Genomic DNA, 13711 nt, shown 5'->3' with positions numbered 1-13711 from the left:
GCGGCAGGGACGGAGAGCAATGACCGACAGCAACGGAACCGCGAAGCCCACCCCCGGTCCGGGCCCGCGACCGTCCGGTACCCCCAAGCCCGGTGGACAGTCTCCGCGTCCGCCGAAGCCTCATGCCGTGAAACCGGCGCCGGGCCCCGATCAACCGCACCCGCACCCCGTGGTCGTGCCGACCGTGACCGACCCCAGCAAGTGGGGCCGCGTCGACGAGGACGGCACCGCGTGGGTCAAGACCGCCGACGGTGAACGCGTCATCGGCTCCTGGCAGGCGGGCGACGCCGCCGAGGGGCTCGAGCATTTCGGCCGCCGCTTCGACGATCTGGCCACCGAGGTGGCCCTGCTCGAGGCCCGGCTGGCCGCGGGCGCCGACGCGCGCAAGACCAAGGCCGCCGCGCTCGCCATCGCCGAGACGCTGCCGACCGCCGCCGTCATCGGCGACATCGACGGCCTGGCGACCCGGCTGCAGGCGATCACCGAGCACTCCGAGGAAGCCGCCGCGCACGCCAAGGAGGAGAAGGAGCGCGCCCGGCACGAGCACACCGAGCGCAAGGAAGCCCTCGCCGCCGAGGCCGAGCAGATCGCCGCCGAATCCACCCAGTGGAAGGCCGCGGGCGACCGGCTGCGCGAGATCCTCGACGAGTGGAAGTCCATCCGTGGCGTCGATCGCAAGGTCGACGACGCGCTGTGGAAGCGCTACTCCAAGGCCCGCGAGGCGTTCAACCGCCGCCGCGGCGCGCACTTCGCCGAGCTCGACCGGGAGCGCGCCTCGGCCAAGACGCGCAAGGAAGAGCTGTGCGTGCGCGCCGAGGAGCTGTCGGGTTCCACCGACTGGACCGGCACCGCCGCGGTGTTCCGCGATCTGCTCACCGAGTGGAAGGCCGCGGGCCGCGCACCGCGCGAGGCCGACGAGGCGCTGTGGCGGCGGTTCAAGAGCGCCCAGGACGTGTTCTTCGCCGCCCGCAACGCGGCCGTCTCCGAGCGCGACGCCGAGTTCGAGCACAATGCCACCGCCAAGCAGGAACTGCTGGCCGCCTACGAGCACATCGACCCGGCCACCGGGCTCGAGGCCGCCCGGGCCGCGCTGCGCGAACTGCAGGACAAGTGGGACGCCATCGGCAAGGTCCCGCGCGAGCGGATGCAGGAGCTGGAAGGCAAGCTGCGCACCATCGAGAAGCGGGTGCGCGACGCCGCCGACCAGCAGTGGCGGCGCACCGATCCGGAGGCCGTGGCCAGGGCCGCGCAGTTCCGCGAGCGGGTCGCCCAGTTCGAGGAGCAGGCCGCCAAGGCCACCGCCGCGGGCAAGAAGCGCGACGCGGAGAAGGCGCTCGAGCAGGCCAAGCAGTGGCGCGAGTGGGCCGAAGCGGCCGAAGGCGCCGTCAGCAACCGGTGAGACCACGACGAAGCCCCCGGCCGGAATCGGCCGGGGGCTTCGTCGTCTGCGGGGTCTATTCGCCGTTGAGGCGCTTGCGGTCGCGTTCCTCGGCCTCGCGGGCGGCATTGCGGCGCTGTTCCTCGGCGGCCAGCTGCACCGCGGTGCGGCTCCACACCACACGCACCCAGTGGAAGGTCAGCACCATGATCGCGATGGTGCCCAGGATCAGGCCGATGCCGGGACCCGTGCCCTCGTAGTTGCCCAGGCCGGGGGTCTGCCGGTGCCAGATGGACAGCACGCCGAACACACTGGCCACCGCCGAGCCGGCGACCGCCAGCCAGGCCAGCACCCAGCGGCGGGTGGTCAGCGCCAGCAGTGAGAAGCCGACACCGAACACGATGACCAGCCAGACGAACAGCCGCGAGGGCAGCCCGATGTGCTCGAGCCGGGCGGCGTCGGTGTTGAGCAGCACGTCGAAGCCGCGCGCGGTGCCCGTGTGCGGCAGCACCAGCGAGATCAGCAGCGCGAAGACCGCGCCCGCCACCACCATGGCGCGTGCGCCGGGATCGATCTCCCCGGCGATGCGGCGCTCCACCGCGTCGAGCTCACCGCGAAACTGTTCGAAATCCTGGTCGTCGTCCACCCGGGTCACCGCGTTCTCGCTCCTGTTGTCGGCAGGCTGGTCGTTGCTGGTCTCCACTGTGCCATCACCGGCCGGGTCGCCGTCGGGCGACCCACTACGATCGGTAGTAGGTTCGGTCCCGCCTGCGGGCGCGTTCACGCCGGGCAGCCGGTCGAGCAGCCCTCGGTCACGGGCTCGACCACGGGCGCCCCGATGCGCGGCAGGCCCAGACCCACCCCGATCGGCGCGGTCTTGGGGGTGACGCCCCGCTCGTGCGCGTCGCCCGCGCGGGTCCGCCGGTGCGACTTCACCACGCCGTCGGCGATCAGGTGGTGCGGCGCGGCCGCGGTGATGTCGACGACGACGATGTCGCCGGGACGGATCCCCGACTCGTCACCGGGCCGGAAGTGCACCAGCCTGCCGTCGCGGGCACGCCCACTCATCCGGGCGGTGGCCGCGTTCTTCTTTCCCGCGCCCTCGGCGACCAGCAGCTCCACCTCGGTGCCGATCAGCGCCTGGTTGCCCTCGAGCGAGACCTGCTCCTGCAGGGCGATCAGCCGGTCGTAGCGTTCCTGCACGACCGCCTTGGGCAGCTGGTCGGGCAGGTCGGCGGCCGGGGTGCCGGGCCGCTTGGAGTACTGGAAGGTGTACGCGCTGGTGAAGCGCGCCTTGCGCACCACGTCCAGGGTCTCCTGGAAGTCCTCCTCGGTCTCGCCGGGGAAGCCGACGATGATGTCGGTGGTGATCGAGGCGTGCGGCATGGCGGCGCGCACCTTGTCGATGATGCCGAGGAAACGCTGCTTGCGGTAGGAGCGGCGCATCGCCTTGAGCACGCGGTCGGAGCCGGACTGCAACGGCATGTGCAGCTGCGGGCACACGGTGGGCGTCTGCGCCATGGCCTCGATGACGTCGTCGGTGAATTCGGCCGGATGCGGCGAGGTGAACCGCACCCGCTCCAGGCCCTCGATCTGCCCGGTCGCGCGCAGCAGCTGGGCGAAGGCGCCGCGATCACGCGGCTGCTCCGGGTCGACGAAGTTCACGCCGTAGGAGTTCACGTTCTGGCCCAGCAGCGTCACCTCGAGCACGCCCTGCTCGACCAGCGCCTGCACTTCGGCGAGCACGTCGCCGGGGCGGCGGTCGACCTCCTTGCCGCGCAGCGCGGGCACGATACAGAACGTGCAGGTGTTGTTGCAGCCCACCGAGATCGACACCCAGCCCGCGTAGGCCGACTCGCGCTTGGCGGGCAGGGTGGACGGGAACGCCTCGAGCGACTCGAGGATCTCGACCTGGGCCTGCTCGTTGTGCCGGGCGCGTTCGAGCAGCACCGGCAGCGACCCGATGTTGTGCGTACCGAAGACCACGTCGACCCACGGCGCCTTGCGCACCACGGTCTCGCGGTCCTTCTGCGCCAGGCAGCCGCCGACGGCGATCTGCATGCCCGGGCGGCCCTGCTTGACCGGGGCCAGATGACCCAGCGTGCCGTAGAGCTTGTTGTCGGCGTTCTCGCGCACCGCGCAGGTGTTGAACACCACCAGGTCGGGGGTGTCCTCGGGTGCCGCCTTCACATAGCCCGCGTCCTCGAGCAGGCCGGACAAGCGTTCGGAGTCGTGTACGTTCATCTGGCAGCCGAAGGTGCGGACCTCGTAACTGCGCGCCTGCGGGTGCGCGCGCTGCGTCGCGTCCTGTCCGTTCGAATCCACCCGTCCAGGGTACGGGCAGCACCCGAGGTGGTCTGCGTCGCGGTCGGGAGACGGGCCTGGTCCCGGTAGGTTACCGGCGGGTTGCGGCCCGGCGTGCCGGGACGGCGAGTCGCCGAAAGGCGGGCAAATCTCCGAAGAACGCCTAAGGTTTCTGTCCATGACCGACGACGCCGCACCCGCGACCGGGAACGCCGACGGGCCAGCCACTGCCGCTGCGCCGCCGATGATCTCGATGCGCAACGTGGACAAGCACTTCGGTGACCTCCACGTCCTGCGCGATATCACCCTCGATGTGCCCCGCGGGCAGGTCGTGATCGTCCTCGGCCCCTCGGGCTCGGGGAAATCGACCCTGTGCCGCACCATCAACCGGCTCGAACCGATCGATTCCGGCGACATCGCCGTCGACGGTGTCGCGCTGCCCGCCGAGGGAAAAGCGCTGGCCGCGCTGCGCGCCGAGGTGGGCATGGTGTTCCAGTCGTTCAACCTGTTCGCGCACAAGACGATCCTGGACAACGTCATGCTCGCGCCGATGAAGGTGCGCGGCAAGAAGAAGGACGACGCCCGCAAGCACGCGCTGGCGCTGCTCGAGCGGGTCGGCATCGCCAACCAGGCCGACAAGTACCCCGCCCAGCTCTCCGGTGGTCAGCAGCAGCGCGTGGCCATCGCCCGCTCGCTGGCGATGGACCCCAAGGTGATGCTCTTCGACGAGCCGACCTCCGCGCTGGACCCGGAGATGGTCAACGAGGTGCTCGAGGTGATGGTCTCGCTGGCCAAGGAGGGCATGACCATGCTCGTGGTCACCCACGAGATGGGCTTCGCGCGCCGCGCCGGTGACCGCGTGCTGTTCATGGCCGACGGCGAGATCGTCGAGGACGCCGCGCCCGAAGCGTTCTTCACCAACCCGACCTCGGATCGCGCCAAGGACTTCCTCGGCAAGATTCTCAGCCACTGACGTCGTATCCACACCACAAGAGGGAGAAGGAAACTCGATGAGGATCAATCGTGCGGTGCGCGTCGGCATCGGCGCCGTGGCGGTCGCGCTGGCCGCGACCGTGACCGCGGCCTGCGGCGGTGGTGACGAGAACTCGGCGCTGGACAACGCCAAGGACGGCAAGCTCACCATCGGCATCAAGTTCGACCAGCCGGGCCTGGGCCTGCGCAACACCGACGGCACCTACAGCGGCTTCGACGTCGACGTGGCCACCTACGTCGCGGGCAAGCTGGGTGTGAAGCCGGAGAACATCACCTTCAAGGAGGCCCCGTCGGGCCAGCGCGAGACGCTGATCGAGAACGGCCAGGTCGACTACATCGTCGCCACCTACTCGATCACCGACAAGCGCAAGGAGAAGGTCGACTTCGGCGGCCCCTACTACGTCGCGGGCCAGGACCTGCTGGTGCGCGCCGACAACACCGACATCACCGGCCCCGAGTCGCTCGACGGCAAGAAGGTCTGCTCGGTGAAGGGCTCCACGCCCGCGCAGAACATCAAGGACAAGTACCCGCAGGCGCAGCTGCAGACCTACGACACCTACTCGCTGTGCATCGACGCGCTGCGCAACGGGGCGATGGACGCGGTCACCACCGACAACGTCATCCTCGCCGGTTACGCCGCCCAGGCGCCCGGTGTCTTCAAGCTGGTGAACAAGCCGTTCACCACCGAGAAGTACGGCGTCGGCCTGAAGAAGGGCGACACCGAACTGCGCACCAAGGTCAACGACGCGATCGAGGCGATGATCGCCGACGGTTCGTGGAAGGCTTCGCAGGAGAAGAACTTCGCCGGTACCGGCATCGCGGTGCCCGCGCCGCCGACCATCGATCGTTACTGATCCCCGCGCACCCGGTGCCGTGGTCCGTCCGCGTCACCGGGTGCCGCGGTTCCCTTTGCCCTGTCCCTATCGATCGGAGGACGCGCGTCCGTGTTCGACCTGATCTCGAGGTATCACTCCGAAATCCTCGACGCCTTCTGGGTGACCATCAAGCTGACGTTCTTCTCGGCGATCGGCGCGCTGATCCTCGGGACGATCGTCGCGGGCATGCGGGTCTCGCCCATCCCGGTCGCCCGCTGGGTCGGCGCGACCTATGTGTCGATCTTCCGCAACACCCCCCTGACCCTGATCATCGTGTTCTGCTCGCTCGGCCTGTACAACACGCTGGGCTGGAAGCTGGCCGGTGAGTCCCTGGTGGACAACAACTTCCGCTGGGCCGTGGTCGGCCTGAGCGTCTACACCGCCTCGTTCGTGTGCGAGTCGCTGCGCTCGGGCATCAACACCGTGGCCCTCGGGCAGTCCGAGGCCGGGCGCTCGCTCGGGTTCGGCTTCGCGCAGAACCTGCGGCTGATCGTGCTGCCGCAGGCTTTCCGCGCGGTCATCGCGCCGCTGGGCAGCGTGCTGATCGCGCTGACGAAGAACTCCACCATCGCCTCGGCCATCGGGGTCGGCGAGGCGGCGTTGCTGATGAGCGAGATGAACGAGAACGAGGCCGCGATCCTGGCCATCGGCGCGATCTTCGCGCTCGGGTTCGTGATCCTCACCCTGCCCACCGGCCTGTTCTTCGGCTGGCTGGCCAAGCGATACGAGGTGGCACGATGAGTTCAGGCGCGTCGGTCCTGTTCGACGCACCGGGCCCCCGCGCCCGGCTGCGCCACCACCTCTATTCGCTGCTGGTCGTGATCGCGCTGGTGGCGGCGGGCTGGTGGCTCTTCGACGCCTTCGCCGACAAGGGCCAGTTCACCGCGGAGAAGTGGAAGCCGTTCCTGGAGTCCGGGGTCTGGGAGACCTACCTGCTGCCCGGCCTGCGCGGCACGCTGCTCGCGGCGGCCATCTCGATCGTGGGCGCGCTGTTCTTCGGCATGCTCTTCGGCATCCTGCGTCTGTCGGATCACCGGTGGGTGCGCTGGACCGCGGGCGCGGTCGTCGAGCTGGCCCGCGCCATCCCGGTGCTGATCCTGATGATCTTCCTGTTCGCGCTGTTCGGTGAGTACAAGCTGTTCCGCTCCGACGATCTGGCGCTGGCCGCGGTGGTCATCGCGCTGGTGATCTACAACGCCTCGGTGATCGCCGAGATCGTGCGGGCGGGTATCAAGGCGCTGCCCAAGGGCCAGACCGAGGCCGCGGTGGCGCTGGGCCTGCGCAAGGGCCAGCTGATGCGGCTGGTGCTGCTGCCGCAGGCGGTCACCGCGATGCTGCCCGCGTTGGTCTCGCAGATGGTGGTGGTGCTCAAGGACACCGCGCTGGGCTACCAGATCACCTATGTGGAACTGGTGCGCTCGGGTCAGCAGGTGGGTGCCTCGCAGCAGAACACCATCCCCGCCCTGATGGTGGTGGCGGTGATCATGATCTCGCTGAACCTGGCGCTGACCTTCCTGGCGACCCGGCTGGAGAAGCGGTTGCGCTCGCGCCGCAAGAAGGGCGGGGCCGTCCTCGGGGTCGATTCGATCCTCACCGACGCCGCGCCCGGCGTCGATATCACCAAGAAGTAGCCCCACCCACACCGCGGGCCCGCTCGATCCGAGCGGGCCCGCGGTGCTGTGTTCAGTCCTCGCCGAGCAGTCCGGAATCGCGCAGCAGCGCGCCGATCTCGGTGTCGTCGAGCTTGCCGAGCAGCTTGGTCCGCACGAATTTCGGGCCGGGCAGGGTCATCTCGGCGCCGTCACGCAACCGGCTGGTGGCCGCGAGCAGCGCCCGGATGTCGTAGGTCGAGCCGAACACCTCCGGCACACCGCGTTCGATGCCCAGCAGCTGGTAGGCCGCCTCCATGCCCGTGCGCACCGAGTACTCGGTGGTGAAGATGCAGTCGCGGGTGGTCTCGGCGAACTGCCCGATGAACGCGAAGTTCACCGCGCCGGCGGGCACGACCTGGGGCCGGTCACCGTCCTGGCGCGGCATGAAGAACGCGGTCACGTACGGCATCATCACCGGCACACACGTCGCCGCCCCGGCCGCCAGCTCATCGATCTCGGCCTCGGGTACACCCAGGTGGTAGAGCCATTCCCGGGTGATCTCCTCGCCTGTGCACTCCTGCATCGACTTGTCGACGTAGTCGCCAGGGGTGTCGGCGAACAGCGCGTACACCCACACCACGATCTGGTCGGGCGGCTGCTGCTTGAAGTGCGGCTGCCGGTTCACCGTCCAGCTCATCAGCCACGACGAGTCCTTCACCGTGACGATGCCACCGGTGACGACCTTGCCGCTGAACGGGTCCCGCTTGCAGATCTTGCGGATATAGCGGGGAATTCGCTCGTCGAGCGTGGTGACGGTGGCGGACTCCCATTTCGTCTCCGGAATGTGGTCAGCGAACACGCCCGGATGCCCGAAGGCGGGGTCCTTGGCCGCGATGCGCCGCCACAGATCCCACGCGGGCGCCGGACCCTCGTCGAGCTCGGCGGGGGTGTGCTGATCGCCCTCGTCGGAGTTCTCGGTGAGCGAGCCGATGGTGGTGAACACCAGGTCGTTCTCGGTGAGGTCGACCCCGCCCTGCTGCCCGTCGGCGGTCCAGTGGATGCGGGTGGCCTGCTTGCGCTCGGGCGTGATCGCGAAGTCGATATCGGTGACCTCGGTGTCGAAACGGAAGGTCACGCCCTGATCGAGCAGCCACCGGTACAGCGGCAGCACCAGCGACTCGTACTGGTTGTACTTGGTGAACTTCAGCGCCGAGAAATCCGGCAGCCCACCGATGTGGTGGATGAACCGGTGCAGGTAGAGCTTCATCTCGAGCGCGCTGTGCCATTCCTCGAAGGCGAACATGGTGCGCCAATACAGCCAGAAGTTGCTGGCCAGGAAGTCCGCGCCGAACACCTCGTCGATGCGCTTGTTCGCCATCTCCTCGCGGGTGGCGAGGAAGACCTTCACGATGTCCTTCTGCGCGCGGTCGGTGAGGGTGAACAGGCCGTCGGTGTGCGCGTCCTGGCCGCGGTCGACGGTGGCGCGTTGCAGCGAGAAGTTCGGGTCGTCCTTGTTGAGCCAGTAGAACTCGTCGAGCACGCTGGCGCCGTCGATCTCCATCGAGGGCACCGAGCGGAACAGGTCCCACAGACACTCGAAGTGGTTCTCCATCTCGCGCCCGCCGCGGATGACGAACCCCTTCTTCGGTCTCTTGATGCCGTCAAGGGCGCCGCCGGGCAGCGGCAGCCGTTCCAGCACGGTGATCCTGTCGCCGGGCAGCTGCCCGTCGCGGATCAGGAACGCCGCCCCCGACATCGAGGCCAGGCCCGCCCCGACGAACCAGGCGGTCTTGTCGTCGACGCCCTCGGGCTTGCGGGGGCGGGCGAACGCTTCGTAATTGCCACTGCTGTAGTACATCCCACTCCTTCGTCCGATCCGGACCTCGACGGGTGCGTGCCTAGCTGTAGCGGTAGAAGCCCTCCCCCGAGGCGATGCCGAGCTTGCCCTTGTCGATGTAGTTCTGCTTCAGCCAGTCGGCGAGCTGCTGGGTCTGCTCGTTGCCGCTGTCGTTGAGGATGTTGTACGGCGTGGTCAGCCCGACGATGTCGAGGATCTGGAACGGGCCCATCGGCGCGCCCGTGGCGATCCGCCAGGTCTTGTCCACCGCCTCGGGTTCGGCGTAGCCGCCCGCCGCGAGCGCGATACCGGAGTTGAGGAACGGCACCAGCAGCGAGTTGAGCACGTAGCCTGCCTTCTCCTTGTGCAGTTCGATCGGCACCATCCCGATCTGCTCGGCGAAGGCGACGACGGAGTCGAACACCTCCGGATCGGTCTGCTCGGTGCCCATCACCTCGGCGGTGTTGAACTTCCAGACGCGGTTGGCGAAGTGCAGCGCCAGGAACCGGTCGGGGCGGCCGGTGTAGCCGACCATGTCGCTGGGCAGCAGCGTCGAGGAGTTGGTCGCGAAGACGGTGCGTTCGGGGGCCAGCTCGCCGAGGCGGGTGTACAGGTCGCGCTTGATCGAGAGCACCTCCGGCACGGCCTCGATGATCAGGTCGGCTGCGGCGGCCGCGGCGAGGTCGGTCGTGAGGGTGATGCCCTGCGCGGTCGCGGTGGTCTTGTCCGCGTCGGCGCCCGGCACCTCCTGCTGGTAGGTGCTCGCCAGCACGTCGAACCGTTTCCGGGCGGCGGTGACGGCCGCGTCGTCGATGTCGTAGGCGGTGACGTCGAAGCCGTGGAAGGCGGTCTGGTACGCGATCTGCGATCCCAGTACGCCGGTACCCAGCACGGTCACCTTGCGGAACTCGATGGTCATGGACGCTCCTCCACTCGCTGTGTCGGTTGCGGTGTGTCACCACCGCCCTCCATCATGGCCCGGATCTCCGGGGCTGTGGGGACGACGAGCCCCGCGTATCGGACATCTCGGGCGGGTTGGGGGTAACAGTTCGGCAACCCGGCGCGGGCGCGCAGCTCAGCCTGCGGTGACCAGTCCCTCGGCGACGAGCCAGTCGCGGGCGATGTCCTCGGGTTCGGCGCCGTCGATGTCGACGCGCCGGTTGAGCTCGGTGATCACCTCGTTGGTGAGCCGCGCCGAGATCGGCGCCATGATCTCGACGACCTCGGGATGGGCCTGCGCGAAATCCTGGCGCATGACCAGCGCGGCGTTGTACTTCGGGAAGAAGCCGCGATCGTCGTCGAGCAGCACCAGATCCAGGGCGGGGATGCGGCCGTCGGTGGCGGCCACCGAGCCGAAGCGGCACTGGGCGGCGTCGGCGGTGGCCTGGTAGACCAGGGCGTCCTGGACGATCTGCCTGCGGGCCGCGGCCGGGTCGATGCCGTACGCGGCCGCCAGGCCGGGATAGCCGTCGGGGCGCACATTGAACTCGGTGCCGACGCAGGTGGTGGCCGCGGCCGGGTCGCGGGCGAGCAGGCGCGCGTAGTCCGACAGCGTGCGCACCCCGGTCTCCTCGGCGACCCGCCTGCTGGTGACCAGGGCGTAGGTGTTGTTCATCGGGGCCATGGCGGCCCACACCATGTCGTGTTCGGCCAGGTCGGCGTCGCGGGTGGCCTCGAACTGCTGGACCTCGACCGAGGCGGGGTTCGCCGGGTCGGCCACGATCGGCTTCTCCTTGCCCAGGTAGTTGATCCAGCCGGTGCCGGTGTAGTCGTAGGCGATGTCGATCTGCCCGTGCAGCTGGGCGTCGCGCAGGCTGTTGGAGCCCTGGATGTTGGTGAGATCGCGCACGTTCGCGCCCGCGGCGGTGAGCGCGAATTCGATGAGGTAACCGAGGATATTGGCCTCGGTGAAGTCCTTGGAGCCCACCGTGATCGCGACACCGTCGAGGGCGGGCACCGGCTCGATACTGCCCGGCCCGACCGGCAGCGGCACCGAACTGCCCGATTGCAGCCCGCAGCTCGCCAGCAGCAGCAGGCCGAGCGCCGCCGCGAGCGCGCGCAGTGATCGGTTCACCGCAACCCCCTCGGTCCCAGATACTGTTCGGCCAGCGCGCCGAGCCAGTCCACCAGCAGCGCGAGCGCCACGGCCAGCACCGCGCCCAGCGTCAGGGTGACCGTGTCGCGCAGTTTGTAGCCGGTGTCGATGAGGATGCCCAGCCCGCCCGCGCTCACCATGAACGACAACGTCGCCGTACCGACCGCCAGCACCAGCGCGGTGCGCAGACCGGCCAGGATGTAGGGCACGGCCAGCGGGAACTCGATGCGGCGCAACACCTGCGCGCCCGACATGCCCTGCCCGCGGCCCGCGTCGATCAGGGCCGGGTCGACCTGCTGGTAGCCCAGGATGGTGTTGCGCAGCACCGGTAGCACCGAGCAGAACGCGATGGGCGCCACGCCCACCCAGAATCCGGTGGTCCGGGTGACCAGGTAGCACAGCACGATCAACCCGATGGCGGGCGCGGAGGCGCCGATATTGGCGATGCCGACGAAGATCGGCGCGAGCCCACGGAACCGTTTGCGCGAGAGCAGCGTTCCCAGCGGCACTGCCACGGCCACCACGATGAGCACCACCGCCGCCGTGATCAGCACGTGCTGCCAGGTGACCTCGGCGATGTTGCGCACACTGATGCTGGCCTGCTGGGTGACGGTGAGATCGCGCCGGAACGCCCACACCAGCACCCCGACGGTGAGTATCAGCACCAGCACCGGCTGGACCAGCAGGCGCAGCAGCTCGGCCCGTCGCTGCGCCGCGGGGGCGGCGGCGGGCGGGGCATCGGTGATCGCGCGCGGTGCCGCCGCCGTCATGCCGGTGCCGTTTCGGTCGGCGCCAGGTGCGCGATCAGGGTGTCGACGGTGACGATGCCCGCGTAGGCGCCCGCGGTGTCGAGGACGACCGCGGAGGCCGTGCGGTCGGTGAGCAGCACCGCGAGCGCGTCCTGGAGGGTGGCGTCGGCGGGCAGGGTGACGCCGATCGGGGTGCCGAGGCCGGTGAGCGAATCCGCGTGGGCGAGTTCGCCTGCCGTGACCCTGCGGGTGGGCCGGTGCCGGTCGTCGAGGAGGACGGCCCAGGGACGGTCGGCCGCGCCGAGGGCCGTGGCCAGCTCGGCGGGAGTGGTGCCGGTGGCAGCGGTGACGCCGCGGTCGAGGTCGAGATCGCCGAGCACGGCCAGGCCGAGGCGGTCGATGGCCGGGGTCGCGCCGACGAAACCGGCGACGGTGTCGTCGGCGGGGGCGGCCAGGATCGCGGCGGGGGTGTCGTACTGCAGGATGCGCGAGCGGTCACCGAGCACCGCGATCCGGTCGCCCAGTTTCACGGCTTCGCCGAAATCGTGGGTGACGAAGACGATGGTCTTGCCGAGTTCACCCTGCAGGCGCAGCAGTTCGTCCTGGAGCAGGGCGCGGGTGATCGGGTCGACGGCGCCGAAGGGTTCGTCCATCAGCAGCACCGGCGGGTCGGCGGCCAGGGCCCTGGCGACGCCGACGCGCTGCTGCTGGCCGCCGGAGAGCTGGCGGGGATAGCGATCGCGGTAGGTGCCGGGATCGAGGCCGACCAGGCTGAGCATCTCGTCGGTGCGGGCTGCCGTGCGCTTGCGGTCCCAGCCGAGCAGGCCGGGCACGGTGGCGATGTTCCTGGCGACGGTGAGATGCGGGAACAGCCCCGCCTGCTGGATGGAATAGCCGATACCGCGACGCAATTCGTCGGCGTCGATGGTGGCGGCGTCGCGGCCGCCGATGGTGACGGTGCCCGAACTGGGTTCGATCAGCCGGTTGATCATCCGCATGGTGGTGGTCTTGCCGCAGCCCGAGGGGCCGACCAGCACCACGATCTGCCCGGCCGGAATCGTCATGCTGACTTCGTCGACCGCGGGCGCGGCCTGGTCGGGATAGCGTTTGGTGACCCGGTCGAGCACGATCTCGACGCCGGAGACCGCGTCCCCGGTGCGGGTGTCGGTGTCAGTCACGAATTCCCCTCGATATGGTGAGCCGTCCGAGCAGGACCAGGACGCCGTCGAGCGCCAGCGCGAGCACGACGACGAGGACGGTGCCGGTGAGCGCCTGCGGCACGGCGTTGGGGCTGCCGAGACGGCCGAGCCCCGAGATGATCAGATTGCCCAGTCCCGGGCCCTTCGCGTAGGCGGCCAAAGCCAGGATGCCCATGATCATCTGGGTGCTGACCCGTATCCCGGTGAGGATCGACGGCCACGCCAGCGGCAGCTCGATCGTGGTCAGCAGCCGCAACCGGCCCATCCCGACCCCGCGGGCGGCGTCGAGCACCGCCGGATCCACGCTCGACAGGCCGAGCACGGTATTGCGCAGGATCGGCAGCAGCGCGTACAGCACCAGCGCCACGATGGTCGGCCCGACACCGAGCCCGAGGAACGGGATGAGCAGTCCGAGCAGCGCGAACGAGGGCACGGTGAGAATCGCGCCCGCCGTGGCGGTCGCGGCCGCCGACCCGAACGGGCTCCGGTACACCAGGATTCCGAGCAGCACCGCGATCAGGGTCGCGACCACCAGGGACTGCACCACCGCCGACACGTGCAGATAGGAGTCGAGCAGCAACTGTTCCCGCCGGCTCACCACGAACGACCACAACGCGTCCAGAGTCCACCTCCCCGTCGCTCGACGGCCACACCGGGCCCTGCTCCCCCGAATGCCCACCCGCACCCCG

General features: G+C 69.4%; 13 protein-coding genes. 5 read left to right on the top strand and 8 right to left on the bottom strand.

Translation table 11 applies throughout. The features are described from left to right. Positions 1-19 precede the first annotated feature (19 nt). Positions 20-1399 (top strand): DUF349 domain-containing protein, encoded by a 1380-nt coding sequence (locus tag ACWEMY_RS00205; protein ID WP_375929107.1) that lies wholly within the window; start codon positions 20-22, stop codon positions 1397-1399. Positions 1400-1454: 55 nt separating this feature from the next. Here the strand turns inward: ACWEMY_RS00205 and ACWEMY_RS00200 are convergent, their stop codons facing one another. Next, entirely contained in the window at positions 1455-2033 is a 579-nt protein-coding gene (locus ACWEMY_RS00200; RefSeq protein WP_375935304.1) for an Rv2732c family membrane protein, read from the bottom strand. A gap of 125 nt (positions 2034-2158) precedes the next feature. After that, positions 2159-3703 carry a tRNA (N6-isopentenyl adenosine(37)-C2)-methylthiotransferase MiaB gene (gene miaB, locus ACWEMY_RS00195; RefSeq protein ID WP_452388225.1) on the bottom strand — a complete coding sequence of 515 codons (1545 nt, stop codon included), beginning with the start codon at positions 3701-3703 and terminating at the stop codon, positions 2159-2161. 223 nt (positions 3704-3926) lie between these two features. On the opposite strand from miaB, the gene ACWEMY_RS00190 reads away from it, so the two are divergent. The 4 genes from ACWEMY_RS00190 to ACWEMY_RS00175 all read left to right on the top strand — a co-directional run bounded on the left by ACWEMY_RS00190 (position 3927) and on the right by ACWEMY_RS00175 (position 7181). Then, positions 3927-4655: an amino acid ABC transporter ATP-binding protein gene (locus ACWEMY_RS00190; RefSeq protein ID WP_375935307.1), complete on the top strand. Its 729-nt coding sequence runs from the start codon at positions 3927-3929 to the stop codon at positions 4653-4655. Between the two features lie 37 nt (positions 4656-4692). After that, on the top strand, positions 4693-5529 hold the full coding sequence (locus ACWEMY_RS00185; protein WP_375929109.1) for a glutamate ABC transporter substrate-binding protein: 837 nt from the start codon (positions 4693-4695) through the stop codon (positions 5527-5529). Positions 5530-5619: 90 nt separating this feature from the next. Next, positions 5620-6291, top strand: coding sequence for an amino acid ABC transporter permease (locus tag ACWEMY_RS00180; RefSeq protein ID WP_375929110.1), 672 nt, complete (start codon positions 5620-5622; stop codon positions 6289-6291). After that, complete coding sequence (locus ACWEMY_RS00175; RefSeq protein ID WP_452388224.1) at positions 6288-7181, top strand: amino acid ABC transporter permease; 894 nt, start codon at positions 6288-6290, stop codon at positions 7179-7181. The genes ACWEMY_RS00180 and ACWEMY_RS00175 overlap by 4 nt, the downstream gene beginning before the upstream one ends. Positions 7182-7233: 52 nt before the next feature. On the opposite strand, the gene ACWEMY_RS00170 is transcribed toward ACWEMY_RS00175, so the two are convergent. The 6 genes from ACWEMY_RS00170 to ACWEMY_RS00145 form a co-directional block, all read right to left on the bottom strand. Next, positions 7234-9000: an oleate hydratase gene (locus ACWEMY_RS00170; RefSeq protein ID WP_452388223.1), complete on the bottom strand. Its 1767-nt coding sequence runs from the start codon at positions 8998-9000 to the stop codon at positions 7234-7236. A 40-nt stretch (positions 9001-9040) separates the two neighbouring features. After that, the gene (locus ACWEMY_RS00165; RefSeq protein ID WP_452388222.1) at positions 9041-9898 is read right to left on the bottom strand and encodes a 3-hydroxyacyl-CoA dehydrogenase; all 858 of its coding nucleotides are present in this window, start codon (positions 9896-9898) and stop codon (positions 9041-9043) included. Positions 9899-10054: 156 nt separating this feature from the next. Next, positions 10055-11053, bottom strand: a complete 999-nt coding sequence (locus tag ACWEMY_RS00160; protein ID WP_452388221.1) for a glycine betaine ABC transporter substrate-binding protein — start codon at positions 11051-11053, stop codon at positions 10055-10057. Then, the gene (locus ACWEMY_RS00155) at positions 11050-11844 is read right to left on the bottom strand and encodes an ABC transporter permease (protein WP_452388220.1); all 795 of its coding nucleotides are present in this window, start codon (positions 11842-11844) and stop codon (positions 11050-11052) included. The genes ACWEMY_RS00160 and ACWEMY_RS00155 overlap by 4 nt, the downstream gene beginning before the upstream one ends. Then, positions 11841-13001: an ABC transporter ATP-binding protein gene (locus tag ACWEMY_RS00150; protein WP_452388219.1), complete on the bottom strand. Its 1161-nt coding sequence runs from the start codon at positions 12999-13001 to the stop codon at positions 11841-11843. The genes ACWEMY_RS00155 and ACWEMY_RS00150 overlap by 4 nt, the downstream gene beginning before the upstream one ends. Further along, a complete protein-coding gene (locus tag ACWEMY_RS00145; RefSeq protein WP_375935310.1) occupies positions 12994-13644 on the bottom strand; it encodes an ABC transporter permease in 651 nt (216 codons plus the stop codon). Before ACWEMY_RS00145 ends, ACWEMY_RS00150 begins: the two co-directional genes overlap by 8 nt. Positions 13645-13711: the final 67 nt, after the last annotated feature.

Source organism: Nocardia sp. NPDC004415 (genome assembly GCF_053602435.1).
The sequence above is the reverse complement of the archived record's forward strand: the minus strand, read 5'-3'. Positions and strand labels throughout refer to the sequence as shown.